General features: G+C 36.2%; 27 protein-coding genes and 2 riboswitches. Of the genes, 1 reads left to right on the top strand and 26 read right to left on the bottom strand.

Annotation, left to right across the window (positions count from 1 at the left end; translation table 11 throughout):
* Positions 1-50: 50 nt before the first annotated feature.
* From MHI57_RS18455 to MHI57_RS18375, 17 genes are all read right to left on the bottom strand, one after another.
* Complete coding sequence (locus MHI57_RS18455) at positions 51-407, bottom strand: hypothetical protein (RefSeq protein ID WP_340977683.1); 357 nt, start codon at positions 405-407, stop codon at positions 51-53.
* Complete coding sequence (locus MHI57_RS18450; RefSeq protein ID WP_340977681.1) at positions 388-1,767, bottom strand: VWA domain-containing protein; 1,380 nt, start codon at positions 1,765-1,767, stop codon at positions 388-390. Before MHI57_RS18450 ends, MHI57_RS18455 begins: the two co-directional genes overlap by 20 nt.
* 161 nt (positions 1,768-1,928) lie before the next feature.
* Positions 1,929-3,173: a DUF5068 domain-containing protein gene (locus tag MHI57_RS18445; RefSeq protein ID WP_340977679.1), complete on the bottom strand. Its 1,245-nt coding sequence runs from the start codon at positions 3,171-3,173 to the stop codon at positions 1,929-1,931.
* A gap of 133 nt (positions 3,174-3,306) precedes the next feature.
* The gene (locus MHI57_RS18440) at positions 3,307-3,513 is read right to left on the bottom strand and encodes a hypothetical protein (protein WP_251163555.1); all 207 of its coding nucleotides are present in this window, start codon (positions 3,511-3,513) and stop codon (positions 3,307-3,309) included.
* Positions 3,513-4,202 carry a hypothetical protein gene (locus MHI57_RS18435; protein WP_340977675.1) on the bottom strand — a complete coding sequence of 230 codons (690 nt, stop codon included), beginning with the start codon at positions 4,200-4,202 and terminating at the stop codon, positions 3,513-3,515. The genes MHI57_RS18440 and MHI57_RS18435 overlap by 1 nt, the downstream gene beginning before the upstream one ends.
* Positions 4,203-4,215: 13 nt before the next feature.
* On the bottom strand, positions 4,216-5,067 hold the full coding sequence (locus tag MHI57_RS18430; protein WP_251163553.1) for a hypothetical protein: 852 nt from the start codon (positions 5,065-5,067) through the stop codon (positions 4,216-4,218).
* Between the two features lie 13 nt (positions 5,068-5,080).
* On the bottom strand, positions 5,081-6,322 hold the full coding sequence (locus tag MHI57_RS18425) for a hypothetical protein (RefSeq protein ID WP_340977673.1): 1,242 nt from the start codon (positions 6,320-6,322) through the stop codon (positions 5,081-5,083).
* 25 nt (positions 6,323-6,347) lie between these two features.
* Entirely contained in the window at positions 6,348-7,064 is a 717-nt protein-coding gene (locus MHI57_RS18420; protein ID WP_340977670.1) for a hypothetical protein, read from the bottom strand.
* A complete protein-coding gene (locus MHI57_RS18415; RefSeq protein WP_340977668.1) occupies positions 7,065-7,454 on the bottom strand; it encodes a TadE/TadG family type IV pilus assembly protein in 390 nt (129 codons plus the stop codon).
* Between the two features lie 16 nt (positions 7,455-7,470).
* A complete protein-coding gene (locus tag MHI57_RS18410) occupies positions 7,471-8,856 on the bottom strand; it encodes a VWA domain-containing protein (protein ID WP_340977667.1) in 1,386 nt (461 codons plus the stop codon).
* 31 nt (positions 8,857-8,887) lie between these two features.
* On the bottom strand, positions 8,888-9,118 hold the full coding sequence (locus MHI57_RS18405; RefSeq protein WP_340977666.1) for a hypothetical protein: 231 nt from the start codon (positions 9,116-9,118) through the stop codon (positions 8,888-8,890).
* Positions 9,119-9,223: 105 nt separating this feature from the next.
* Positions 9,224-10,159 (bottom strand): type II secretion system F family protein, encoded by a 936-nt coding sequence (locus MHI57_RS18400; protein WP_340977665.1) that lies wholly within the window; start codon positions 10,157-10,159, stop codon positions 9,224-9,226.
* A gap of 4 nt (positions 10,160-10,163) precedes the next feature.
* Positions 10,164-11,090 carry a type II secretion system F family protein gene (locus tag MHI57_RS18395; RefSeq protein WP_340977663.1) on the bottom strand — a complete coding sequence of 309 codons (927 nt, stop codon included), beginning with the start codon at positions 11,088-11,090 and terminating at the stop codon, positions 10,164-10,166.
* A 14-nt stretch (positions 11,091-11,104) separates the two neighbouring features.
* On the bottom strand, positions 11,105-12,433 hold the full coding sequence (locus MHI57_RS18390; RefSeq protein ID WP_251163545.1) for a CpaF family protein: 1,329 nt from the start codon (positions 12,431-12,433) through the stop codon (positions 11,105-11,107).
* A gap of 23 nt (positions 12,434-12,456) precedes the next feature.
* Positions 12,457-13,617: an AAA family ATPase gene (locus tag MHI57_RS18385; RefSeq protein ID WP_251163544.1), complete on the bottom strand. Its 1,161-nt coding sequence runs from the start codon at positions 13,615-13,617 to the stop codon at positions 12,457-12,459.
* 32 nt (positions 13,618-13,649) lie between these two features.
* Positions 13,650-14,414, bottom strand: a complete 765-nt coding sequence (gene cpaB, locus MHI57_RS18380) for a Flp pilus assembly protein CpaB (RefSeq protein WP_322910502.1) — start codon at positions 14,412-14,414, stop codon at positions 13,650-13,652.
* A 703-nt stretch (positions 14,415-15,117) separates the two neighbouring features.
* Positions 15,118-16,128, bottom strand: coding sequence for an ABC transporter substrate-binding protein (locus MHI57_RS18375; RefSeq protein ID WP_322910503.1), 1,011 nt, complete (start codon positions 16,126-16,128; stop codon positions 15,118-15,120).
* A gap of 211 nt (positions 16,129-16,339) precedes the next feature.
* On the opposite strand from MHI57_RS18375, the gene MHI57_RS18370 reads away from it, so the two are divergent.
* A complete protein-coding gene (locus MHI57_RS18370) occupies positions 16,340-16,804 on the top strand; it encodes a hypothetical protein (RefSeq protein ID WP_340977659.1) in 465 nt (154 codons plus the stop codon).
* A 51-nt stretch (positions 16,805-16,855) separates the two neighbouring features.
* Here MHI57_RS18370 and MHI57_RS18365 read toward each other — a convergent pair whose 3' ends face one another.
* The 9 genes from MHI57_RS18365 to mgtE form a co-directional block, all read right to left on the bottom strand.
* Complete coding sequence (locus MHI57_RS18365) at positions 16,856-17,707, bottom strand: IS3 family transposase (RefSeq protein ID WP_328200406.1); 852 nt, start codon at positions 17,705-17,707, stop codon at positions 16,856-16,858.
* The gene (locus MHI57_RS25085) at positions 17,704-18,033 is read right to left on the bottom strand and encodes a transposase (RefSeq protein ID WP_251161713.1); all 330 of its coding nucleotides are present in this window, start codon (positions 18,031-18,033) and stop codon (positions 17,704-17,706) included. Before MHI57_RS25085 ends, MHI57_RS18365 begins: the two co-directional genes overlap by 4 nt.
* A gap of 114 nt (positions 18,034-18,147) precedes the next feature.
* On the bottom strand, positions 18,148-19,041 hold the full coding sequence (locus MHI57_RS18360; RefSeq protein WP_340977657.1) for an SDR family oxidoreductase: 894 nt from the start codon (positions 19,039-19,041) through the stop codon (positions 18,148-18,150).
* Between the two features lie 284 nt (positions 19,042-19,325).
* Positions 19,326-19,949, bottom strand: coding sequence for a queuosine precursor transporter (locus MHI57_RS18355; RefSeq protein WP_095370761.1), 624 nt, complete (start codon positions 19,947-19,949; stop codon positions 19,326-19,328).
* On the bottom strand, positions 19,946-20,446 hold the full coding sequence (gene queF / locus MHI57_RS18350) for a preQ(1) synthase (RefSeq protein WP_095370762.1): 501 nt from the start codon (positions 20,444-20,446) through the stop codon (positions 19,946-19,948). Before queF ends, MHI57_RS18355 begins: the two co-directional genes overlap by 4 nt.
* 100 nt (positions 20,447-20,546) lie before the next feature.
* Positions 20,547-20,594, bottom strand: a riboswitch (PreQ1 riboswitch).
* A 69-nt stretch (positions 20,595-20,663) separates the two neighbouring features.
* Positions 20,664-21,716 carry a hemolysin family protein gene (locus MHI57_RS18345; RefSeq protein WP_095370763.1) on the bottom strand — a complete coding sequence of 351 codons (1,053 nt, stop codon included), beginning with the start codon at positions 21,714-21,716 and terminating at the stop codon, positions 20,664-20,666.
* A 38-nt stretch (positions 21,717-21,754) separates the two neighbouring features.
* The gene (locus tag MHI57_RS18340; protein WP_224939152.1) at positions 21,755-23,092 is read right to left on the bottom strand and encodes a hemolysin family protein; all 1,338 of its coding nucleotides are present in this window, start codon (positions 23,090-23,092) and stop codon (positions 21,755-21,757) included.
* Positions 23,093-23,131: 39 nt separating this feature from the next.
* Positions 23,132-23,518: a MerR family transcriptional regulator gene (locus MHI57_RS18335; RefSeq protein ID WP_095370765.1), complete on the bottom strand. Its 387-nt coding sequence runs from the start codon at positions 23,516-23,518 to the stop codon at positions 23,132-23,134.
* A 1,261-nt stretch (positions 23,519-24,779) separates the two neighbouring features.
* Positions 24,780-26,150 carry a magnesium transporter gene (gene mgtE / locus MHI57_RS18330; protein WP_095370766.1) on the bottom strand — a complete coding sequence of 457 codons (1,371 nt, stop codon included), beginning with the start codon at positions 26,148-26,150 and terminating at the stop codon, positions 24,780-24,782.
* 242 nt (positions 26,151-26,392) lie between these two features.
* Positions 26,393-26,557, bottom strand: a riboswitch (M-box (ykoK) riboswitch).
* Between the last annotated feature and the right edge of the window lie 30 nt (positions 26,558-26,587).

Below are 26,587 nucleotides of genomic sequence, written 5' to 3'. Positions count from 1 at the left end.
ATTCCTATTTTCTTCTGCTGAACAAGCAGCAAAGAGCACCAGGCGAATCCCTACATGCTCACTGTTTCTTCCTTTCTAATCGTATTTAAATGATTTCTACGTATGAAAGGCAGAGCAATAGCCACTACCGCTGCCGCTACTGGAAAACGATCACCTGAAAGTAACCATTCTAAAAGTGATATTGGAACGAATAGTATGTAGACACATAGTGCTTTTTCTATAACAGAAATCGCTTGCTTAAGGGGATGATCTGCATCCTCACTCTCTAAGAGCGTATACTTAATAAATGACAGCTGTGCAGTCGTAAGAAAAACAATCATGAAAATCCCATTAGCTACATCGCCAATCAATCCGGGATATTCAGCAAACCTTTGATGCCCCTCCTTTTTAGTTTGAAACATTTTCATCATATAACCTATCGATTTCATCTAAAGTTTCATTTAAGTTCTCCTTTGATAAATCCATTAAAACTATTTTTAGTTGTTCTATTGATTCATTATGTTTGTTATAAAACTCTTCTATATCTGAAATAATCTCCTTGGATTGGTTATCGGAAATTTTATCATCATTCTTCAAACTATATACAGATTGTTTAATTAGATTTTTTTCTTTACGTAGTTTATTCTTCCATTTATTATTGACACTAATGATTTCTAGTATGTCTTTATTCTTCGTACCAATCGCACTTAACGTTTCACTGTTCTTCCAACCAATCCATTTCAGAGTATCATTTACTGTCTTACTTAATTCATCATTAAGCTGGTTTTGGTTATTCACATTTACATAGCTACCATCTGCTGCCTTGGCGATGTCTTTCAGTTGCTGTTCATCTTTACTGGCTAAATCAAATCCAATGACATTAACCACCGGTGAGATTCCCGAATCTTTTAATTCTTTCGCAGCTGTTACCGGATCGCCATCACATGTCTCAATTCCGTCACTGACAATATAGACAACGTTTTTATGCTCTTTTCCAGAGTACTTTGATAGATCCTCTTTCGCTTCCTTAATCGACTGAGCTAGCGGTGTCCATCCTGCTGGTTCAAAAGAATTAAGTGCAGAGGACAATTCTGACTCATTATATGTTTGCGATTCATATACTAACTCATTGGCAGCACAAGACATTTTCTTATCTTCATCTGAACCCGACCCCTCATGGCCATACACTCTTAAACTTAAATTCACATCTTCCGGTAATGTGGATGCAAACTCCTCTATTGATTCTTTAGCTAAATCTATCCTTGTTTTAGAACCCATATAATTTGCCATACTTCCACTGGCGTCCAATACAATTTCTACATTATATTGTTCTTTAGATGCTAATTCTTCGGCTTCCTCAGGCTTGTTTAAACTGCTTTCTTCAATAGAAACTTTCGGGTCTTCGTATGGCATCTTAAATACTGAATACAAATAGTTTGTCAAGTTCTGTAATTCCTCATGACTTGCATCCTCTGGTAAAGCAGGAATATCTTTTAAGATCGCCTCTATCCGCTCATCAGCAAACATGATATCCTCAACACCTAACACACCAATAGGATATTCAACAACTTCTTCAATACTTTTAGGCAGTTCTCTCACAACTAATTCTTCATAATCTACGTCTTCCACTGATTCATTTTCTTCGTCCGATTTTTGTTGCTCCTCTGCTACTTCCGCTCCTGCTTTCTTTTGGTCATCTTCTTTTTGATTACTCGCCTCTTTTTCTGCTGAACAGGCGGCCAAGAGAATGAAAAGAACTAGGAGGTAGAGTATGGATCGATTATTCATGGTTGAATCCTCCAGATATATAATTTAAAAATGCAATCGAGTGATTTTTTGAGGTGCCTCACTCATTTATCATTACGGATATCGCTGTTTTTTGTGAATAAAAACACCGAAAAGCAGCCTGTAAGACTGCTTTCCTCCATTATACTTATTTCTATTTAGCACTATCTTGGTAAATTGAACTCTACACTTTCACCTTTGAACATATCTTTACCGTCTTCTCCAACAAACGGGCCAAACTGTAAGTCAAATGATTCAAATAGCTCGAACTCATCTTTGTTCATTAAGAAAACATGATATTTTTCACTCTGCTCTCCAGCTTTTAATTCTTTAGGTTCTTCAGGTTCTACCATACCTTGAGCTCTAATATGTCCTCTATCTTTATCTAAATCGACTTTGGAGCTAATATTCCAAAGACTAATAGGAGCATCTGTTTGGTTGTCTAAATTCAATTTAACAGTAATAGCAACGATGCCTTTATCTCCAAAGTTTCTGAAGCGCTCTTTATTATCTGGTGTTGGCTCAATTTCTGTATATTGAACACCTGATAACGTCACTTTTACATCATCTAATTGTTTTGTTTCATTAATAGCTGTTTCTTCAAAAATCATTTCTTTATTCGCCATATTTGCAGTTGTTAACCTATCTGGATAAAATGATGTAGCGTTACTTAATTCCTCTTGCTGACCGCCGCTATAAGGGAAGTCGAAAACAGCTTGTTGTTTATTGCTACCTGAGAATTGATTATTATCGGCTGCTCCGCCTTCAATAATGAATTTAGGTTTTACAGAATCTAACGCTTTAAACTCATCATTAGTGAAAATAAAAGAAATCAAACCTGATACTTTCTCTCCAGGTGCGAATTTCCCTACTTCTGTCTCTTTTTCTGATTTCGGAGATTCTTCTCGGACAAAAGTTTTATTAATATCATTAGTTATGTAATCAAACTCACTTCCGAACTGCACTCTATATATATTATTATAATAAATACCTTTATCTGTCGTATTATCAATGGTTACTTTGGCTGTCATAACATAGCCTTCTGTTTGATCTTTAAATGGTATAGTATAATCGGCGCTAACATCTGTCACCTTTACAATTTGGTACTCATCTACACTTACTTTAAATCCATCTAAATCATTTATAAATTGAGGATCTTTGTTCGTGAACACCACTTCAACATTACCTTGGGATTCTTCTTCAATATTAGGATTAAGCATGCCGTCATTACCATTTGAAGATTCCTCTTTTTTTTCTTCTTCCACTTCTGGTTCCGTTGTTGTTTCTTCTGCTTTAACTTCTTTTGTTTCTTCCTTAGGTGTGCTATTCGTTTCTTTTGCATTTCCACATGCCGCCATTAGCATAACGGAAGAAATAAGCGTAATCAAAAAAAGTCTTTTCTGTTTCATTCACTCACGACCTTATTCTGTTTATTAAAATATTCGCTTTCTGTATGGTCCTTGTGTTAGTTAGAAACACCATAAAAGTAGACCCCAACATACATTACATTAATAAGTCTACTTTAAGAAGCTTCTTTTAACTTCATAAACTACTACTTTCTTCTTTTCTAATGGTATTTAAATGATTTTTACGCATAAACGGCAAAGCAATGGCCACTACCGCTGCAGCAATTGGAAAGCGATCACTTGATAATAACCATTCAAAAAGTGAAATGGGAACGAAGAGGATGTAGACAAATAACATAATAAATAAATAGATTCTTCTCCATTTACGTTCTTTCTGCGACATTATATCCCTCCTTTTTCTGTCTCCCGCCAACTATTAAAAATGTTTGTCAGAAAAATCACTTGAAGTGGTAATAAAAACATGAGTAGTACGATTTTTAAAGCTAAAGTTGTGAAATACACGTCAGTATACAGAGATAATAAATAAATCATGATATTCTCGAATACCAATTGAATAATACTTAATATAAAAATAACGAAAATCGCTTTGAAAAAATGAGCTTTAATAAATCGAACTGATTTTTTCAAAGCGGTTCTTAATTTTCCATTCTCCGCTAAGAAAAAAGGAACAAAATAAAATAATACAAGGACAACTAGACCAGGAATCACATATAATAAGCCACCGATAAAAATGCAAATAGAGTACAAGCAAGCAAACAAATAAATAGGTAATGCTTTTTCTATCGCGAACGAAATCGCTTGCTTGAGGGGATGATCAGCATCCTCACTTTCTAAAAGCGTATACTTAATGAATGGCAACTGAGCAATCGTAAGAAAAACAATCATGAAAATCCCATTAGCCACATCCCCAATCAAACCGGGATATTCAGCAAACCTTGTCTCGGCATAAATATAATTAACAATTATCGCATGCAAAAATAACAAGGGGACATATGTCAAAACTGACAACAACATTAACTTTAAAAAGTCTTGTATATATAAAGAGAAGGAGCTTGATAGAATACTTTTCATAGAGTCCTCCTGGTTATTTTGGGTTTCTTAAGACGGGGACTATTTTGTTTTCGAAATCCCTTTTACCTATGTCTTCTCTGTTTTTTGATAAAGACTGCTTTATATTTCTTTCATCTATTTGTAGCTTATTTCCTCTCTCGTCTAATTCGAATGTAGCAATCGATTTCCTTAATGTATCATTTGTTTTTAACCAGTCATTTAAAAGTGTTTGCAATGTATTTTTATCTTTCTTTGAAGAAAAGATAGTTTCATTAGACATTACTTTTTTTAACTCTTCATAATCCCTTTCTAATGAAATTTCATTTTTAGCTATGGTATACATCATCGCACTATATTTCCCATATTCATCTTCAAAACTGTCCATAAATGGGATATCAAAATAACCGATATTTCTTGTTACTTCTCTTTGCATATAGCCTAAATTGTAAATAATTTCTTTTATTCTCTTAGGTCGTTCAATTACTTTTTCATTATGTTCTACAATTCTATTAATCACTTGTACCATATGAGGATATTCAGACAATAATTTTTCTTGATTATCTAATAATATACGGTTCATTTCCTTATAGGTTAGGGGTTCTTTCTTTGCTTGAATGGCCATCCCTCTACCAGCGTTGTTCGCCATCGTATTAAAAAGTAACAAATAATAAGCAGGTAGTTTTGCTTCTTCTAAGGACAATACTTCCCCAGCTTTATCCATAATTAGATAACCACTAACTTTATTATTTAATTTTGCATAATCCACTATAAAATAATGTTGACCTTTATAAAAGAAAGCAAATTTCCACATATCCCATTTCTCAAATAGCCTTTTGTGCCTTTTTATATTCTTTATTTGTTCAGGTGTTGGATTAACATTTATCATACATATACCTCATTTAACTAAATACAGATTTAAAGAACCCTGTAACAGACTCTTTAGCTTTATTGAACTTATCTTTAACATTTGAGATAATTTCTTTTCTATTCCTATATAATTTTTGACCTAAACTAGCAATTGATAATACCCCACCAACCACTACCATCCCAGCAGCTATTGGTTGACCACCGGGTATCATAGCAACTGCTGGCGCAAGTCCAGTAATGATTTCTCCTGTATTACCAACAAGGTCCCATGCAGCATTTGTTTTCTCTTCTGAAGTACTTGCTGAGTTTAACTTCCCAACATTATCAACTGTATCTTTAATAGCAAAAGGTAATGTAACTGCGGACACAACAGCATTTGCAGGTGTGAAAGTTTTTGTAGCATTATATAAATCATCAACGCTGGCAATATCAATTATGTCACTAGAGGATCTTATCATTTCGATATTTCTAAATTCATTAACTGTTTTTAAATTATCATAAACTTCCTTCCCCTTCAGCCCAACATCCGCTACATCATAAGCAGCATCAATTGTCGGGTCACCTTTGGCGAAAGTTTTGAATCCTGCTAGAACAAGATTGGAACGACTGGATGCATAATTGCTAAAGCCAGCTGTATCACCAGCACGAACCATTTCATCAGCAAAGTTAACTGTATTACCGATGACGTCATTTGTAACAAACTTTATACCGTCATAAGCCTTTGGATCTTCAAACTCAAAAAACGACTGATTATCAGATACTGTATTATTATACCTATCTAATGTATCCAGTGTCGGATTTTGATAGTCTGGGCTATATGGTGGTTGTGGATTGCCTGCAATGGGTCCTCCGGGTAAGTTTGAAGGATCATTTGGATTGTTTGGGTTATTTGGGTTATTTGGATTGTTTGGGTTGTTGGGATCATTAGAAGTGTTATTATTGCTATTATCGGAATTTAAATTTTGTTCCCATGGTGCATGTTCCCAAACCGGTGAGGTATTCCAATACGGCGTTACCCATTCAGATTGATTTTGCCATAATTGTTCATTCCACTCTGGTGAAGTTTCCCATCGAGATTGTTCCCACTCGGGCGGTGTCTCCCATTCGGGAGGGGTTTCCCATTCTGGTGGTGTCTCCCATTGAGGTCCACTCCAAGTTGGCGCATTATTCCAAGTCCCCCATGCATGTGCAACACTGGCATAACTACCTATATTCATAAACATGATAACAAATATGGATAATAGTGCAATGAGGACACGGTATGACCTTCTCATTGACAGCACCTCCTAATCTTTTTTATTAATAACTAATATTCAGTCCCCATGCGAACGAATCGAATAATTCGAAAGATGGCCCCTGTCCTGTTTGTCTCACATGCCGTTGGTTATCAGAAAAGTATTCATCATACTTAAAGGCTTCGTACTTAGTAGCTGTCTTCACTTCAATTCTTTGGTTTTCGTTTAACCAGATTTCTGTTTCTGATACTTGGCCACCATTTCTTTGAATATTCGTACTTACTTCACTATAAATCTCACTTTCCGCATTACTTAATGATGAAGCAATGAACATTCTTAAAACATGGCTATCTGGTTTATTTAACTCACGCTTAATTATTTTATTGATTGCTTGATGTTTCTTTTCAGATTCTTTTAAGTAGTTGGGAAGTGCAGGAAGGAGCTCTTCTATTTGCTTTGATAATAATTCAGGTTCCTCTAGCTCTGGAGGTTCATAATCTTCATTATCTTCGTTTTCCTCTGCTTCCTCTTTGGCTTCCTCTTCCGCTTCTTTAAATTGATCTTCTAAATACTCATCATAATCTTCTATCGATAAAGCAAGATGCTTCGTTATAATACCTGAAGCAACAATGCTTGCCTGCTCAGCATTATTGGACGCATGTTCTTTTTCAATAAACACATTGGCAAAGCTTAGGATTAAAAGAAACATTAAAAAGAACACACTAAACAATCCAATGATAAATAACATGGTGTTTCCTTTTTCATTCTTTAAATATTTCATTTACTCCATCACCCTGCCACTTATTTCTCTCGTAAACGAAACCTTCGGAATATATCCTGCTATGCTATCTGGGATAAAAACCAAATCTAGGTTCACATGCATCCTTAAAGTGAAATGATTGTTACCGTTATTCATCGGATCGAGATCCATTATCTGTATGTTACCTCCGGCTTTATTAACAAGATTTCTTGCAGAACTGGTTGCATCATCTATATCCTCAGTGACTGCATATGTCTTTGCTGCTTCATTCAATGCAGATTGGGCAATAATGGCCGCATAACCCGCAACCAAAAATTGCCACAATATCATCATAATCAAAAAAACAAGGGGCACCATCGCTAAAAACTCAATCGTCGCTGAACCATCTTCATTATTGATTTTTTTCTTCATTTGATGCCCCTCCTTTTTAGTTTGGTACATTTTTCTCATAAAGATTTTCTATTTCTTTTATTTTTTCATCAAGGTTTTCCTTTGATAGGTCTGTTAATGCATTATTTAATTCTTTAACAGCAGCATAGTGTTTTTCATAGAACTCTTTTATTTTTGATTGCATTTGCTCAGCTTGTTCTTGAGTAAGCTTTTGTTGGTTTTCTAGTTCATATATGGATTGAGTAATCTTGGATTCCTCTTTATTCATACTAAAGAACCACTCACTCTCAACTTTCATAATATCCATTATTTCTTGACTCGATTGAACAAGAGCGTCGAATTCTTCCCTACTGCTCCACTCTAACCATTTTTTTGATTCTTTTATGGTTTTATTAAATTCATTGTCAAGTTGATTTTGATTTTTTACATTTAAATAATTCCCCTCTGCTGCAGAAGCGATATCCTTTAATTGCTGCTCATCATCTTTAGCTAAATCAAAACCTATTACATTTACCACTGGTGATATCCCTGAATCTTTCAACTTTTTAGCAGCTGCAACAGGATCACCATCACATGTTTCAATCCCGTCACTTACGATATATACAACGTTTATATTATTTTCCGCAGACAGATTTGATAAATCGTCCTTCGCCTCTAAAATAGATGCGGCTAAAGGTGTCCATCCTGCAGGTTCAAATGACTTCAATGCATTGGATAATTCAGCTTCATTATAAGATTGAGATTCATAAACTAACTCATTTGCAGCACACGACATTTTTTTATCTGAATCAGATCCCGTTCCCTCATGTCCATACACTCTTAAGCTAAGATTCACATCATCAGGCAATGTTTCAGCAAAATCCTGAATAGACTCTTTCGCTAAATCCATTCTCGTTTTTTCTCCCATATAATTAGCCATACTCCCACTTGCATCAAGTACTATTTCTACATTATATTGTTCCGTGTTTGCTATTTTTTCTGCTACATCAGGGCTTTTTAATGCACTATTTTCAATTAACTCCTTAGGATCTTGATAAGGCATTTTATATAATGAGTACAAGTAATCTAAAACCTTATCAGTAGCCTCATTATTTTCAGATATATCTGGAATATCCGCTAAAGTCTTTTGTACATTTTCACTGTTTATAGAGATATCTGAATCCCCATATTCACCAATAGGATACTCTATTAAATCTCCAATTGTCTCTGGGAGATTGATTACTTCTAATTGTAATGGTTTATCCTCTTCTACTTCCTCATTTATTTCATCTTCATTGGTTACTTCCTTACCTTGTACTTCATGGTTTTCTTCATCATTGCTATCATCTAATTTATTTGAGTGATTATTTTCATCTTGATTTGAGCAACTGGATAATATCAAGAATAAAAAGAGGAGCAAGTAAATAGAAATATTTTTTCTCAAAATAAATGCCTCCAAGCGTTGTTGTTAAATGTTAGCTTCCGATACTTTTTAACATTTCTCCAATCTTGGTAACTATAACGTCAGCTAATCCCTCACCCTGGCTTCCCATAGCCGAAGCAACCGCAAACATTAAAGCAACGATTACTGCCGCTAATCCTACCCATTCAATTGTTGATACTCCGTCTTCGTTATTAACTGCCTTTTGTGTTCTCGCATACAGAGCCTGCATTTTCCCGTTTACTTTTTCAATAAAATTTTTCATTTGTTTTTCCTCCTAAATAATTGGTTTTATTACTTCTAATTTTTTTGATGGCGTGAGCTAACCTTCAGTTAGAAATAATCACCCCTTTCAAAGATTTATATTTTATTAACTAAAGATATTCATAATACTGTTCTCACCATAGATCATGTTGAGAATCACTAATCCAATAATCAGCAACATAATCAGTGGAGCGATAATGAATGATGTGATTAAAGTGACTTTTGGAGATGCTTTAGCTGCTTTTTCTTTTACCTGTTCTAAGCTTATTTTCCTAATATCCTCAGCTTGTGCTTTAAAAGTCGAAGCCATCGGAACACCTAATCTCGTTGCTTGAATAAGTGATTTAATTAAAGATTGAAAGTCTTCATTTTCATTTCTATCTAATAATCCAGCATAAGCTTTTTCTCGAGGGACACCCAGATCGATTTCTTGAAGGAATTGGGCAAATTCTTCTCTTATTGGACCATCAAAATATTTAATTACCTCTTTGATGGCACTATCTAAATTCGATCCAGCTTGTAAGCTAATACTTACCGTATCTAAAAAGTCTGGTAAGTCCTTTCTTAATAGATCCTGTCTTTTTTTACCTAATGACCTCACCCAAATAATGGGTATGAAAAAACCTAAAATTGGTAAAGTAACAAAAGCAATATTTGCTAGGGGGAACCCCATAATTACCATAAAGAAACCAAGTAAAAGTCCCAATAAAATAAACACGATTTTAAATCCTTGAAATCTCTTCACACTTAATTCATAAGGGTTACCTGATCTTTTTAATAGCTTATCTACCTCTTCAGATTCACTATAAAAATTAATCCTCTCTCCTAATGCGGAGAAGTCATCAGCATATCTGGCGAGAAATTGAATGGTTTTTTCCAATCTGCCTTTCTTGCCAGCTACAAGTACGGAAGAGGTAACTGCTATTTCTTGTAAATGAGCTTTCAAGTATTGCTTTTGTTTAGAATACTGATATAAACTAGCTAATCCGAGAGCGAGAGATAGCCAACATAATATAACGGCGAATAATATGAAAGAATCCATAACGCTACACCTTTATGTTGGTAACAGCTCTTACAAGTAATAGCGCGATTACCATCCCTATAATAAAAATAATCATTAATATAGCTCCTGGAACAGTGAATAACAATTCCATAAATCCATCCATAATATTGTTTAACATGAACAACAAGAAGATGGGCAGAGCAGGTAAGATATACGAAACAAACCTTTGTTCAGCGGTAGCTGTTGAAATTGTTTGTCTGAGTACCTTCCTCTCCTCAAGCGTGTGAGCCATTTCATATAAAACTTGTGTTAAGTTACCCCCTGCTCTTTTTTGAATTAATAGAGCAGAGATAAATAGTTTATACTCTCTCGTAGGTACTCGATCTTCTAATTCTTTTAACGCTCGCTCGAAATCGACACCTAATCTCATATTTTGGGTCAATGATTTAAATTCGTCTTTAGCAGGAGAACTCACTTCACTCGCTACGATTTCAAGCCCTTGGACAATTGTCATGCCAGATTTCGTTGCGTTCCCGAGAATTCGGCATACCTCAGACAATTGATTGTTTAACTTCTCTATGTATTTATTCTTCCTTATTAAGAATAAAATCCAATAAGCCCCTGCACAGAGCACAACCGCAATGATTAAGCTTAAGATAAGCGGTACACTAAAGAAGCCGAATAACATGATGGTGACAGTAAAGGCGATAAATAATAGAATGGCAAAAAATTCAGAAGGTAGAATAGATATATTGGATTTTACTAACTTTTGCTTAAAGTTATCGGCAAAATCAGTTTTATCAAACCTATCACCCAATTTTGCAATAAAGCTGTTACGTTCTTCTTTTTCTTGAAATTCCTTTGCTTGCTTTTTAATAATTTCTTTCTTATCACTACGATAACCTAAGTAATTATAAACACCCCATATAAAGAGCAATGTTGCTAATCCAAAAAGTATGGCTGCCTCCATAGTTACTCCACCTCCTATCCTTTAAAAATTTCTTCATCTAGCTCTATTCCATACATCTTAATTTTTTCTAAACATTTAGGTATTTTTCCTGTTGGTTCAAACGAACCTTCAACCTGACCATTTTCCTTTAGCCCTTTACGTCTATAGGTGAATATTTCATCAATATTGATTTCACCTGATTCACTCCTATAAACTTCACAAATAGAAACGATTTTTCTTGTTCCATCTGTTAATCGTGTACTTTGAACGATAATATCTAATGCGCCCACAATATACTCTCTAACAATATGTGATGGTAAATCCATACCCGCCATGACAACCATTCCCTCGACCCTTCTCAGTGCATCAAATGGGGTATTGGCGTGTACTGTTGTAATCGACCCTTCGTGACCCGTGTTCATCGCTTGCAGCATATCAAATGCTTCAGAGCCACGAACCTCACCGACGATGATGCGATCAGGCCTCATCCGTAATGAGTTTTTCACCAAATGTCTAATAGAGATTTCGCCCTCGCCCTCCATATTTTCAGGGCGGGCTTCCAATCCCACGACATTTGGTTTATCTAAGCGAAGCTCAGCGGAGTCTTCAATCGTAATTATTCGTTCACCTACTGGAATAGAATCGCCAAGAACATTTAATAATGTTGTCTTACCGCTACCTGTTCCTCCTGAAATAAGCACGTTCATTTTTGCCCTTACAATCGCATCTAAAAAACGAGACATATTTTCATTTAGTGATTCAAAGTTTAATAGATCTTGAATGCGGAATGGTTCTTTGCGAAACTTTCGAATGGAAACGACAGATCCTCCTAAACTGATTGGAGGTATTACTGCATTCACCCTACTTCCATCGGGTAACCTGGCATCAACCATCGGCGAACTGTCGTCAATTCTTCTGCCAAGTGGAGCTACAATACGGTCAATGACATGTCTAACATGGCTTTCATCTCTGAATGAGATGGGCGAAAGTTGCAACTTTCCATATTGCTCAATATAGATTTCATTAAAGTTATTGATAAGAATCTCCGTAATACTTGGATCATTTAATAATGGTTCTAGGGGACCATAGCCAATGGACTCATCTATAATCCTTGTAATCAGTAATTCTTTATCATGCCTCGGAAGAATGATTTTTTCCTCACTCATAAATTGACTGATAAGTTGTTCAATTCTGAGTCTCATTTCCCCTTGTGGCAAGCTGGTTAACAGTTCAAGATTCGTTTCTTTTAATATGCGCGTTTTGTAATGCTCTACAAGCTCTGAAATGTATTGATTTTGAACTGACGACCTTTTTATCGTTCGATTTCGATTATTATTTTCTGTTTTTTTATCAAACAAAGACATCAATCATCAATCCTTAAATTATATTATTCTAACATTTGGTTAACCCATTTCTTCACGCTCTTAGTAAATGGTATCAACTTCTTTTCGACCGCTTCTTTTCTAAATGGTTCACCTTTATTGATATGTGTTTGAACCCCTTTAATGTCTCTTGGTATCTTAAACGCTATAGGGTAAGAAATAATATCTTTTAAATCATTCGGCTTTATTTCATTTTCTCTCCCGACTTCATTTAATAACAATTCCATACGATCCTGTGTTTCGATACCAAGCCTTACAAAAAGATTTTCAACTTGTTTTAACATATTGATAGATGGTGCATCCAAATTCATCACATAATAGATTTTATCTGACTCTTCCAATGCAATATATGTCTGTTCATTCACATATGTAGGAAGATCGACAATGACAAAATCATAGCTCCTTCTACAGGTCCTCAATAATTTAGAAATAAAATCAGAAGGAAGACTTTCACTTACCTCAGCATCTTTAGGGCTTAATAACACTTCAAGCTTTGAGTATTTTTCCTTTTCTGATACGTTTCTAATATGGGTTTCCGCTAATTCGCTAATAACTGGTTGAAGATCTGCAAGCGACCTGTTCGATTCAATCGAAAGATAAGTTTCCGTACCACCGTACTGCAAATTTAAATCGATTAAAATCACTTGTGCAGTGGATTCTAATTTTAATGTTTGTGCAAAAGAACTCGATAGTATCGTGCGGCCACTTCCACCTTTACCACTATAAAACGAGAGAATCTTTCCTCTTCCCCGTTTAAAAGATTGATTAGCTGAAGCTGTTTCCTCCAACTGCTCTCTTTTTTGAATAGCCAGTTGTATAATGCTGTCCATTCTGCCATAAAGCATGGTATTTTCATCCGGTAAAACAAAATAATCAGTAATTCCTGCTCTTGTTATATCCCTTAATGTGTCAAAGTCTCTTGAGAAGGAGATATAAACAATTGGGAGTATATGATTATAAGTGTGGATATATTCAATCGTATCCACTGTTGATTCTGAAGAGGATTCGATTAGAAAGATTAAATCTGGAGATAATCGATCCAATTCTGACCTTATATCAGAATAATTAAGTGTATCTATTTTGTTATATTCATTAAATAACCCCATAATATTAGTAAGCGATTCATCACTATCACTCACTATCAGGATATTGATTTGTTCAGCCATCATGACCACCTCATTTTTGACATACCTTATAATCAGTCTTTTTTATCTGACTTTTCTTCTTTCTTCTCTTCTTTTTCTTTAGGTTCTTCTTTCTTCTCTTCATTAGCAGGAGCTTCGTCTACCTTCTCCTCTTTCTCTACAGAAGCCGCTTCTTTTGCCTCACCATCGACTTCTTGCACTTCCTCTTCTAAACCAACATTTGCCTTTAGTACTCTCATACTATCAGCGTAATTTTGCATATGTATAATTTCTGGCGCAGCTTCAAAAGGGACTTCCACGACAATTCCTGAAAACTTTTTATCACTTTGTAAGATACGAGCAACCTTTACATCCTTCTTAAAGCTTTCAGTAACTGGATTACCGTCAAACTTGTGTGAAACAATAATGTCCACTCGATCAAGTGCCTCTAACTGTGTATCAAAGCTTACATTTTCAGTCTGCGTTATCATCACGAGACGACTATTCTCATCAGTAGCTGTTGATACAGGTTTAATCATTGGTTGTGTAATCACTTCATCTTCCTTTAATGGTACGACTAAAACTTTGTTAATTAGATCTTCAACATTTAATACATACGATTCATTTACATACCTATTAGGTATTTCAATGGCTTTCACTTGTTCTGGTTTAATAACTGTTCTAGAAGGAATATCATCTGCTGCTACATAAACTTCCGTCATCCCACCAAGATCAGCATTAAGTTCGCTCACTTTTTGAAGGACGAAAAAACCAGCTGCCACTGCTAATAATAATGAAATAGATATAAAGATTATGGCTCTTCTCTTCGATTCCAACATTCTGCTTCTTCTCTCCCACATCATTCATATTTTTCTATATTTAAGTAAAATTTGGTAAATAATTTACTACTTTTTACCTCGTTTAAAAAATTTTAAACCTGATAATTTGAAGTTTTTTCTTTTTTTCTGCTATATATTTACTAACATGAGTAGAAATTTCCGTCAAATCCACTTTTGTCCATGTCGAAATTTGTCTGTGATTTTCGTACTAGTTTTCTCTCAAATTCGAGATTTTTTATGTGATTTTGGAAGGATGTCAGTACAGGAGCAGAGAAACAATTCTAATTACTTTATTGCAAATAATTGAGGAATATATATTTTTATAGTCTTTTAGACTCAATTTGTAAGCAAAGTGGGTTTCAACCTAAAATATACTCATATAAGTGTTGGAAATTTCTCTGAAAAATTCCCCTCGGGGTATCGAGAGTAATTTTTCACTCCATGTGATTTATTTTCTTTAAAAGTATAATAAAAAGTTAAATAACAATTGTTTATTAGGTAAAATTTTATATTTATTTCCTTTTTATACCTTATAGTCATTTTATCAATATAGTATCGTCCCATTTCAAACGACATAGATACAAAAAATGCTAACCTAGGACAAAGTAATTAAACACAAGATAAATAGTTGACAAGAATCGACATTTTTTCCATACAAAAAGAGATGTAGTTAATTACTACACCTCTCTTAACCCGAATATAATTATTCACCTATGACCTTTGCCCCTTCTAATAGTTTATCTGTTAATTCAACACCTTGTTTCTCAGCTGCATCCTTGTTAACGATTAATTCTAGATTATCAGGGAAACCAACTGGGATGTCACTTGGCTTTTTGCCATTTAATATTTCTATAGCCATTTCACCTGTTTTATAACCGAGGTCATGGTATTCAAAGCCATAGGAAGAGAACGTGCCTCTTTCAACCGAATCACTTTCACCAACAAATGTAGGGATTTTTTCTTTATTAGCCACTGTGATCACTGATTCTAAAGCTGAAACGACGGTATTGTCCTTTGGAATATAAAAGACATCGGAGCGATCAACAAGTGATTCTGCTGCTTGCTTCACTTCTGAGCTAGTTGAAATTGCCGTCAACGCATATTCAAGTCCATTCTCTTCTAATGCCTTCTTCGCATTTTCTACATTAACAATTGAGTTAGCTTCCCCGTCGTTATAAATGATTCCGACCGTCTTTGCTTCAGGGACAAACTTTTTAATAGAAGCAATCGTATTTTTAATCGCATCTGGATGGGTATCAGAAGTACCAGTTACATTTGCACCCGGCTTGTCCAAGTCTTTTACAAGATCTGCGCTAATCGGATCGGTAATGGCTGTAAAAAGAACAGGTATATCCTTGGTTGATTGAACAACAGATTGAGCACTTGCTGTTGCTATTGCAAGAATTAGGTCATTGTCAGCAGTAACCAAGTTTTGAGCAATAGACATATTATTATTAGCGTCCCCTTGAGCATTCTGATAATCTAACTCTAAATTCTTTCCTTCCTCATAGCCTGCATCTTTTAAAGCAGCCATAAAACCTTCTCTTGCAGCATCTAATGAAGGGTGCTCAACAATTTGTGTAATACCAATTTTAACAACCTTTTGCTCTTTTTCATTGTCCCCACCGCCACTTGCCTCATCAGCACCTGAAGAACCACATGCACTAAGAAGCAGCATTGAACTACCAATCAAACCTGCTAATAATTTTCTCATGACCTAACTCCCCACTTATAAAATTTTTAATATTTCGATAATAACACGCTTTGTTGATTTAAAGCAATGAATTTTTTTGCATGCGTTTTCATTATAGTAATGATACTTCACACATATTGATTCCCCTTCTTTTTCATAGAAAAATCGTGGTGAAATTTTACAATTATGTATGCTATTCTTATATCAGATACTTACATAAAGGAGTTTTTGAATGAATGAGGGCATGTTTAACTTAAAAAAGTTGAAAAAAGCTAAAATTACCTACTATGCAGTCTCCTGCTATACGGATAAGAATTCAAGTCAAGAAACATACGATACCCAATTTGCCTTTCCTGTCGGAGACCTCGATAACGTAGAAGTGACAACAGAAATACTCGATGGTGAGTGGAACGAGGGGCAACGTGTAAAACTTCACGAGATCATGAATGAAAAACAGCTGCAGTTCCCTTTTTATATCATCAATGAAGTTAATGCGGAAGATATAAGTAAAGAGATCAAGCTTCTTAAAAAAGACCACCCTTTTAAGAATTTGCTTGGGACAATTTCTTTTGAAGAAATAGTTGCAGCTGAAGATCGTGCGATTTATCAGCTTCACAAGGCTGTTGCGTATAAACAGACTGTTGCTGAAACGATTGAATTTTTGAATGGGAAGCTATCTGGACAGAAAAGCTCTTAAAAAAAGCCGAGCACTTTGGTCTTGCCCCTGTCAAGTAGACAACATAAAAAGCTAAGCAGTGAGCGCGTGTCGATATTCAATCGGCGCGCGTTTCTTTAGTTTCTTTTGTCTTCGTTTGTAATTGTAATGGTAAATGTAATCCTCAAGAGCTTGCTCTAGTTCTTCTTCTCCCTTACACTTACTTATATACAGCTTCTCGGTTTTGAGGTGTGAAAAGAATGATTCTATACAGGCATTGTCCAGGCAGTTTCCTTTGCGAGAGTGGCTGCCTTTGATGCCATAATCCTTTAATCGGTTGCCGTATATTTTTGACGTGTACTGGAAGCCTTGATCCGAATGGAGAACGGCTCCAGCCACGTCTTTTTTCTTTGTCCATTTCTCTACCGTTTTTAACACAAGTTCCAAATCATTTCTTTGGGCTAGCTCCCAACTTACTATTTCGTTATTAAAGAGATCCTGTATGACCGATAAATAATAATATTCTTCGCCAACAGACACAAATGTGATATCCGTTACCATTTTTTGATTAGGTCCTACCGCCTTGAACTTCCTTTTCAGACGGTTAGGAAAGAGGTTAGAAGGACTATGACCATGTCGTTTTCTCTTTTTTCGGATGACTGATTGTATGTTCATTGCCGTCATCAATCGGTAGACCTTTTTGTGATTAATTAAATACCCGTTTTCATTTAATTCGTCTGTAATACGGGGTCGTCCATATTCGGGATGCATAAAATGTATGCCCAAAATGTGCTCTCGAATCTTTTGTTCATCCCTAACTTTTGCTTCGCGTTTATGATTGTTTTTTCTCCATTTGTAGTAGCTAGCCGGTTTGATATAGGCAATCTCCAACAGCCAGGAGACCGGATAGGTAACCCTTAACTCATCCACCAATTCATATTTCATTCGTCTGGGGTTTTCTCCTCCTTTACCAGATTTGGATACTGCTTTTTTAGAAATTCAACTTGTGCTTTCAAATAATCCCTTTCCTCTTCAACCGACTTAAATTTAGTCCTAGGCCTGCCTTTTAAAGGATTAGAAACTCCTTTACGCTCATCAAACGGGGCTCCTTCTTTCCATTTCTTAACCCACACTTTAAGCTGGCTGCAGTGACGGATTCCCAGTTCCTCTGCCAATGCTTTATAACTTTTAGACCCATTCACATATTTCATGACGGCATTATGTTTAAACTCTTCCGAATAACTATTAAAAGTTTGTCCTTTCTTTGCCATAGAAAAATCCCCTCCAAGGTAGCATTCTTTCCTTCATGGTAACATGAAGGTTTTTTTGAATGTCTACTTAAAGGGGACATTAACACTTTTAGTTAAAGTCGCTCGGCTTTTTTATTAGGAGCCAACAAAATCTCCCCCGTTAACGTGGATGGTTTGACCTGTGATGTAAGAGCCGTCATCAGATGCTAAAAGGACATAAACGGGTGCTAATTCATACGGTTGCCCTGCTCTTTTCATTGGGACATCGAGACCGAATGTTTGGATTTGTTCCGGGGATTGGCTTGCAGGTTGGAGTGCCGTCCAAATTGGCCCCGGTGCAACGGCATTGACACGAATGCCTTTGTCTACAACATTATTAGCTAACGCTCGTGTGAAACTAACAATTGCGCCCTTTGTTGCCGAATAATCAATGAGATCTTTTCTACCGATATAGGCATTAATTGAGGTTGTGTTAATAATGCTGGCCCCATCTTTCAAGTGAGGCATGGCTGCTTTTGTCATATAATAATACGACCGAATATTCACGTCAAAGGTTATGTTCCACTGATCTGAACTAATATTTGTAAATTCACCTTGCAAAAACTGTACAGCGATATTATTCACAAGCACATCACATCTGCCAAAGGTTTGGATGGTCTCTTCTACAATTCGTTTACAATGCGCTTCCTCCCTTTGATCACCTGGAATAAGAAGACATTTCCCGCCATAATAAGCGATTGCCTGTTTCGTCTCTTCTGCGTCGCGATGTTCATCATAATAGGCAATTACTAAATTCGCTCCTTCTTTCGCAAAAGCGACCGCAGCGGCTCTCCCTATCCCACTATCGCCCCCAGTTACAATTACTACTCTATCCTTTAGCTTGCCGGTACCTCTATATTGCGGATTATCATATATGGGTCTTGGTACCATTTCGTATTCCATCCCTGGCTGTCTATTCTGCTTTTGTTTCGGAAAGCTAAATACAATCTCCTCACATTTTGTTTCTTTTCCGTAATTTCCTCGTTCCATAGGGCTTCCCCTCCTCTTCATCATATTATTTTAATTGAGAGAAGGTGGTGCAAACGCGAAAATACCTAGCTCTTAAACTATTGGGTACGATTGCTGAAAGATAAGAAGTGATATCTACATAATTATCGCCTTTTGGTCTAAACTTTTCTTTGAACAAATCGATGACCACCTAAGTCTGTACCTATTTTAGAACAGTTATGTAAGTGGGGGAAAAAACCAATAGAACCGTATAAAAAAAGCCTTGCTTCAATTAAAAGGAAGCAAGACTCTAATTTTTCATCGAATTACACTTTTTCCATGATGAATTCACGCTTACGAATCATATGCACAACTAAATAAACAAGCGGTGTGATGCAAATTGAGGCAATAAATTTAAATAAATATTGCGAGAGAATCAATCCCAATAATGCGGTAGTTGGAATCGTTCCGTAAAAGGCGATCGTAATAAATATCGATGTGTCGACGATTTGACTAATCATTACAGACATATTATTTCTGAACCATAACTTCTTCTTACCATGACGCATTTTTAGTTTATGAAAAACATACACAACAATATGCTGGCTAATAAAATAAGACACAAGACTCGCAACTATTACACGAAAGCTACCACCTAAAATCGCTTGAAATGATGCCTGTTCGCCGAATACGGGAGCAGCAGGTAATTGGATGGTGATCATAATAAAGATAATCGCCAATATTTGTGTGATAAGACCAGCTTTCACCGTTTGTTTACCAGCTTCTTTCCCATATAATTCGACGATAATATCAATGATTGGGTACGTAAAAATAAAAACGACCACTGCTGCTGGAAGAATCGCTAAATCGCCAAGGCTGAATAATTTCACAGCAACTATATTAGCTAATATAAGCAAGCCCACATAGATGCCGTTTAAATATAAAATCATCGATTATCCACTTTTTCTGGATAGAGGTCATGGTTCATTAATCGATGCTCTGCCATCTTTTCGTATTTCGTTTCCGGTCGGCCATAATTGCACCATGGATCAATGCTAATACCACCACGAGGCGTAAATTTCCCCCAAACTTCAATATATCGGGGGTTCAATAAATCAATGAGGTCATTCATAATAATATTGACACAGTCCTCGTGAAAATCGCCATGATTTCTAAAGCTAAAGAGATACAGTTTCAATGATTTACTTTCTACAATTTTTTCATCAGGGATGTAAGAGATATACATCGTAGCAAAATCCGGTTGGCCTGTGATGGGGCAAAGACTTGTGAATTCTGGACAATTAAATTTGACAAAATAATCTCTGCCGCTATGTAAGCTGTCCACAGCCTCAAGTACTTCTGGTGCGTAATCTGATGGGTATTGGGTCTGTTGATTACCTAATAAAGTTAAATCCGTTAATCCTTGTTCTTCTTTTCTTCCTGACATAAAAAAAGCCTCCTTGAATCAATTTCGTTCAGGGAGCTAAAACCATCTGTCAACTAAGAAACAAAAAACCACGCCCGAATATGGACATGGTTTTTTTCATGCATCCATAGTTTTTTATAGAGGGTTTAAAGCTATGAACCTCTTCTGGATATCTTCCAGTCTATTCATTTACTTTTCTCAGTTTATATAAGCTTGTGATCACTGTCAATCTTTTCTGTTAGGCGTACACTTCATTGCCATCCGATTCATCTTTAATTTCACCAACAATTTCAGAAAGGATATCCTCCATTGTTACTAACCCGACGGTTTTGCCTTGATTATTTGTTACAAGGGCCATATGTGTACGTGTTTGCTGCATTTTCAAGAAAACCTCTTTAATGGAGATAGTTTCTTTATAGCTTGGAATCTCATGCATAAATTCTTTAAAATCTTCCTTACGTCCTGCAGCTAAACTCGTTAACATTTCCTTCGTATTAATGAAGCCGATATATTCCTTCGTCTTAGATGTAACAGGGTATCTTGTATATTCATGTTCATCGATGACCTTTAACATGCTGTCCAATGACTGATTCTTCTGCAGTGTAATCATTTCTTCTTTCGGAATCATAATATCTTTTAATTGACGACCATCAAAGGCAAAGATGTTCTCCAAATAAGCAAGTTCTGTTTGGTTGATTTCTCCACCTTCATAACTTTGTGTGACAATCAACTTCAACTCTTCTTCCGAGTGCACAGTATCATGACCAGCTGGCTCAACACCGAATCGTCTTAAAATAAACGTTGCGGAACCATTTAATAAACTAATAACTGGCTTCATAATGCGACCAAACCAATATAAAGCTGGCGCCAGTAGAAGTGTCATTTTTTCTGCATATTGAATCGCTAATGTTTTTGGTGCAAGTTCACCAATAACGACATGTAAGAACGAGACAATAGTCAGTGAGATAATATAAGAAAGTATTGTCGCTACAGCGGCTGATACTTCAAATTCAATAAACAAAGGTTCTAAAATCTTCTGTACAGTTGGTTCACCTAAAGCACCTAAAACAAGCGCTGTAATGGTAATACCTAGCTGGCAGGCAGATAAATAATAGTCAAGATTATGAGCTACTTTTTTAGCAAGTACTGCTTTTTTATTTCCTTCTGCGATCAATTGATCGAGTCTAGACATACGCACTTTCAATATAGCAAACTCGGCACCTACGAAAAATGCCGTAAACAAAATAAATAATGCAACTAAAAACAAGTTTAATATGATTATACTGTCCAATTATTTCCCTCTTCCTGAGGGATTCACCTCCAAGATGATTACGATGATTGAGGGGTTTCCTCTGCTATTTGATCTTCTAAATATTGATGGAACATGACTTGTTTAATTTGATAATTATCCATTTCAGCCACTTCCCACACATGATTATCGTGATGAACCTCGTCACCCTGCTCTACTACTTCAAGGTTTTTATATTGTATCCAACCAGCAATTGTGTCGATATCTTCACTATCTTCAAATGTTAGGCCAAACCGGTCTTCCAAATCAGTCAATAACACACGTCCATTGATGATATACTTTTGTTCACCCGCTGGACGGATATCCGCTACTTCATCCTCATCAAATTCATCGCGAATTTCGCCAACTAGCTCTTCAAGTACATCCTCCATCGTTAAAACACCAGAAGTTCCGCCGTACTCATCCATAACAACAGTCATATGGACTTGTTCTTGCTGCATTTTCAACAGCGCATCTTGTATACTTGTTACTTCTACAACAAATGGAACATCACGCATATATTGCTCTAACTTTACTTCCCTGCCACTCACAATGTGACTGAGCATTTTCTTCGCATTGACAACACCAATAATACGGTCTTTATCCCCATTTTCGACAACGGGATAACGCGTATAATTATGTTCATCTAAAATGGCGATCAGTTCATCTGGAGTCATATCCTTATCAATTGTCACAAGATCTGTTCTTGGAACCATGATATCTTTTGCTACTCTTTCATCAAAAGAAAAGACGTTCTCTAAATACTTCAGTTCTGTTTGATCAATTTCTCCACCTTGGAAACTTTGTGCCATAACGATTTTTAATTCTTCCTCAGTGTATGCCTTTTCTTGCGGAGCTGGCGCGACACCAAACATACGCAATAAAAGACGAGAAGCACCATTTAAAGCAAAAATAAACGGCGACATAATCTTACCGAACCAGTAAAGTGAAGGAGCAAGCATTAACGTCACTTTTTCCGAAAATTGAATAGCTAAAGTTTTCGGTGCCATCTCTCCGACTACCACGTGTAAATAAGTTACTAATGCAAAAGCAATTGCATAAGAAGCAACATCAGCAATAGTAGCGGAAATGTTTAACCAACTAAAAACAGGATACAACACAGCACTTACAGCCGGTTTACCTAATGCACCTAAACCAAGGGCTGTTACCGTAATACCAAGTTGACAAGCTGATAAATAATAATCCAGGTCCGCTGCTACTTTCTTAGCAAGAACCGCTTTTTTATTTCCTTCAGCAATTAACTGGTCAATTCTCGACATACGGAGTTTGACTACTGCGAACTCAGACGCAACGAAAAACGCCGTCAGAGCAAGTAAAATTACAAGCATTATTAAATTCGTAATGGTTATTATGTCCAATTATTTCCCTCTTAACTGAGGGATTCACCTCCAAAATAGTTAACACTCATTCAATCGTTTGAAACAATCTGATAATTCTTTTTCAAGTAAGCGAAACACACGCTTTTTTTCGATTTCGGAACATTGTTGATATCGTTGTTCTACGATTTCAAGCTTCCCTTTTAAACGATTGATTTCCTCTTGGACCTCTATTACCATGGGGTCTACTCCTTGGTTATCCTGTGTATGAAGTACTCTCTGAATCTCTAGAATTGATAATCTCTCTTTCTTCAAAGCTTTAATCCTTTCTAACGTATTCAGGACATCCTCAGGATAAAGACGGTAGTTTGAAGAGGAACGTTCGACACTCAATAAATTCTTTTTTGTGTAATAATCAATCGTCCGTGATGTTAAACCGCTCAATTTCGCCACCTGACCAATTCGCAATAACGCCTTCCCAATGAAGTAACCCCCTTTCTATATTAAGTATTACGTTTCAGTTTTATCTAAAACCTATGTTTATAGGTTGAAACTTTTTAAGAAAAAACACAAACTATTACGTTATAGTTTATGAGAAAATTATATAATGGACTGTAACTGAAATCAAGTGGTAGCTTTTTCAGTCCACAACTCCCCATTCTCAATTATATTTTAACTGATAACAGGATAGATCACAAAAAAAGAAACTTCATATTATATAACAATTTATATTATTTTTTCGGAGGATGATATAGCATATATAAACGAGCTGATGACATTACGGTGGTAAAATTGAACTCAGCCGGAAATATTGGTTTGTTCTAGTGAACTCGAATTAGAATATGCGAGCGATCTTGGAAACGCGGCAATCATTTGAACCAACTACTTATTTGACTCGCTTAAGAAGTAAACGCTCCAAAAATTTGGGCTTTCTGCAAATCTTGACGCGTTTTAGAAAGGAACGAATCAAACATTTGAACCAACTACTATTTTTGACTCGTTTAACTGACAAACGCTTCAAATTTTTCACTGCTCTCAGAATCCTGACTCGTTCTTGCTGGAAACGTATCAAATAAAATGGGGTTTCTCTATATTTGATTCGTTTAAAGAGTAAACGCTCCAAAATTTTGGACTTTCTGCAAATCTTGACTCGTTTTGGAAAGGAACGAATCAAACATTTGAACCAACTACTATATTTGACTCGTTTAACAGACAAATGCTTCAAATTTTTCACCGCTCTCAGAATCCTGACTCGTTCTTGCCGGAAACGTATCAAATAAAATGGGGTTTCTCTATATTTGATTCGTTTAAAGAGTAAACGCTCTAAAATTTTGGACTTTCTGCAAATCTTGACTCGTTTTGGAAAGGAACGAATCAAACATTTGAACCAACTACTATATTTGACGCGTTTAACTGACAAACGCTTCAATTTCTTCACCAATCTCAGAATCCTGACTCGTTCTTGCCGGAAACGTATCAAATATAAGGGAGTTTATCTATATTTGACTCGTTTAAAGAGTTAATGCTCCAGAAATTTGGACATTCTGCAAATCTTGACTCATTTAAGGAATAAACGCTCCAAAAATCGGTACTCTCAACAAATCCTGGCTCGTTGCGAATTTACTGTCACACGCCAAGAATGATACAAAGTTATCTTTCTCCGCTTGCTTTGTATTGTATTTTCCCCATAAAAAAACACCTCCATTCTTAAATGGAAGTGTTGGTTCTTTCATATAATTTTGTCCATCATGGTCGTTGCAATAGAGAAATAAATCAGTAGGCTAAGAATATCATTTAATGTAGTAATAAAAGGGCCGGATGCGATGGCTGGATCAATTTTTAAGCGGTTGATAATGAGCGGAACAACTGCTCCAATCACTGCGGCCATACTTAATGCCAAAAATAGTGACGCACCAACGATAAAAGCAAGCAGCCAATTTCCTTGGTAGAATAGACCAATAATACCTGTTAATACGATCATACATACGACACCGAGCATCAAACCAGTACCCAATTCCCTTTTCACTATTTGCCATACACCGTTTTTCTCTACTGATCCAGTGGCTAATCCACGGACAGCAACAGCTAATGATTGTGTCCCTGTGTTACCTGCCGTTCCCATAATCAATGGCATAAATGCAGCGAGGATGACAATTTGCTGTAATGTTTCTTCAAAGCGACCGATGATGTTAGCGGTAATCATACCGAAAAACATCAATAAAACAATCCAAGGTGCACGCTTTTTTGCGGCACTAAAAGCCGTTAAGTTTAAATCTGTCGCCCCTTTAGAAGCAGCAAATTCTCCAAAATCATCATCTGTCTCTTCTTCTAGTACATCGATAACATCATCGACTGTAATAATACCGACAAGCTTTCCTTCTTTCCCAATGACAGGAACCGCTAGAAAATCATATTCTTTAATCAAACGTGCCACTTTTTCTTGATCTTCATTGACCGGTACAGAAACCACTTGTGTGCTCATAATATCATCAATGATTTGATCAGGCTGTGCAATAATTAAATCTCTTAATGAAACAACCCCAGCAAGACGTTCCTCTATATCGACGACGTATAAATAGTAAATCGTCTCAGCAGCCATTGCCGTTTCTCTTAGTTCTTCAATGACTTGGGCGGCAGTGGACTCAACTGAAATGCGAATGAATTCTTTCGTCATAATGGCACCGGCCGTTCTCGGTGCATAAGTCATCAGCTCGATGACTTTATTGGCTTCTTCTTGATCCATGGATTGAAGGATATCATCTGCATTTTCTACTTCCATTTCAAGCAAGAAATCGGCAACGTCATCAGCGGACATATAATTAAACATCGCGACAGCATATTGAAAGCCTATATGAGTGAAAACCTCAGATTGATCCTCTAAGTCTAGCCCTTGAAAAATATCAGAGAACTCTTCGGGTGTCAGAAAAAGTAGCAATTGTTTTTGTAATGGCAGTTCCATTTCTTTAAACACTTCTACTTGGTCCGTCGGATGCAATTCAAGGAATGTCTCACGAAACATTTTTAAGTTGCGTTCAGTGATATATTTTAATACTTGTTTTTGGTAATCTTTTTTTTGTTTTAATTTTAATAATTGGTTCATTTCGACTCCTCCATTTCTGAAGAAGAGCCTATTTATTCTGTATAAGATGAGTGGTGCAGAACAAATACCCTCCTCTTTTCTCCCTATTGATCAATTCCTGTTTACTCGACCTCGGATTGGGAATACTATCCATCCCGCACCACCTCCTTGTTTTTTTAAAATGAAAAAGCACCTCCAACTAACCGTGGAGGTGCATAAAATGCATAGAAAATACAACATGTACGCGTATTGTACAAGCAGTAATTACCCCTCCATTCGTAGAGCTTTAGCACTGTACAGCATAGGTAAATACCAGCTACATTAAAAACCACCTTATGTCGATGGTTCCTGTTGACCCATTGGCGTCTTTGGACATTTTTGGGCAGTAGCATATCTCTATACAGGAGCCTCACCTAACGAGGATTCATATGGATTGCCATGTTCACTTTACATCTAGT

Origin of the sequence: Cytobacillus sp. FSL K6-0129 (assembly GCF_038007625.1) — a bacterium.
Taxonomy (GTDB): domain Bacteria; phylum Bacillota; class Bacilli; order Bacillales; family Cytobacillaceae; genus Cytobacillus; species Cytobacillus kochii.
Note: the sequence above shows the minus strand (reverse complement) of the source record. Positions and strands in the feature narration are given on the sequence as shown.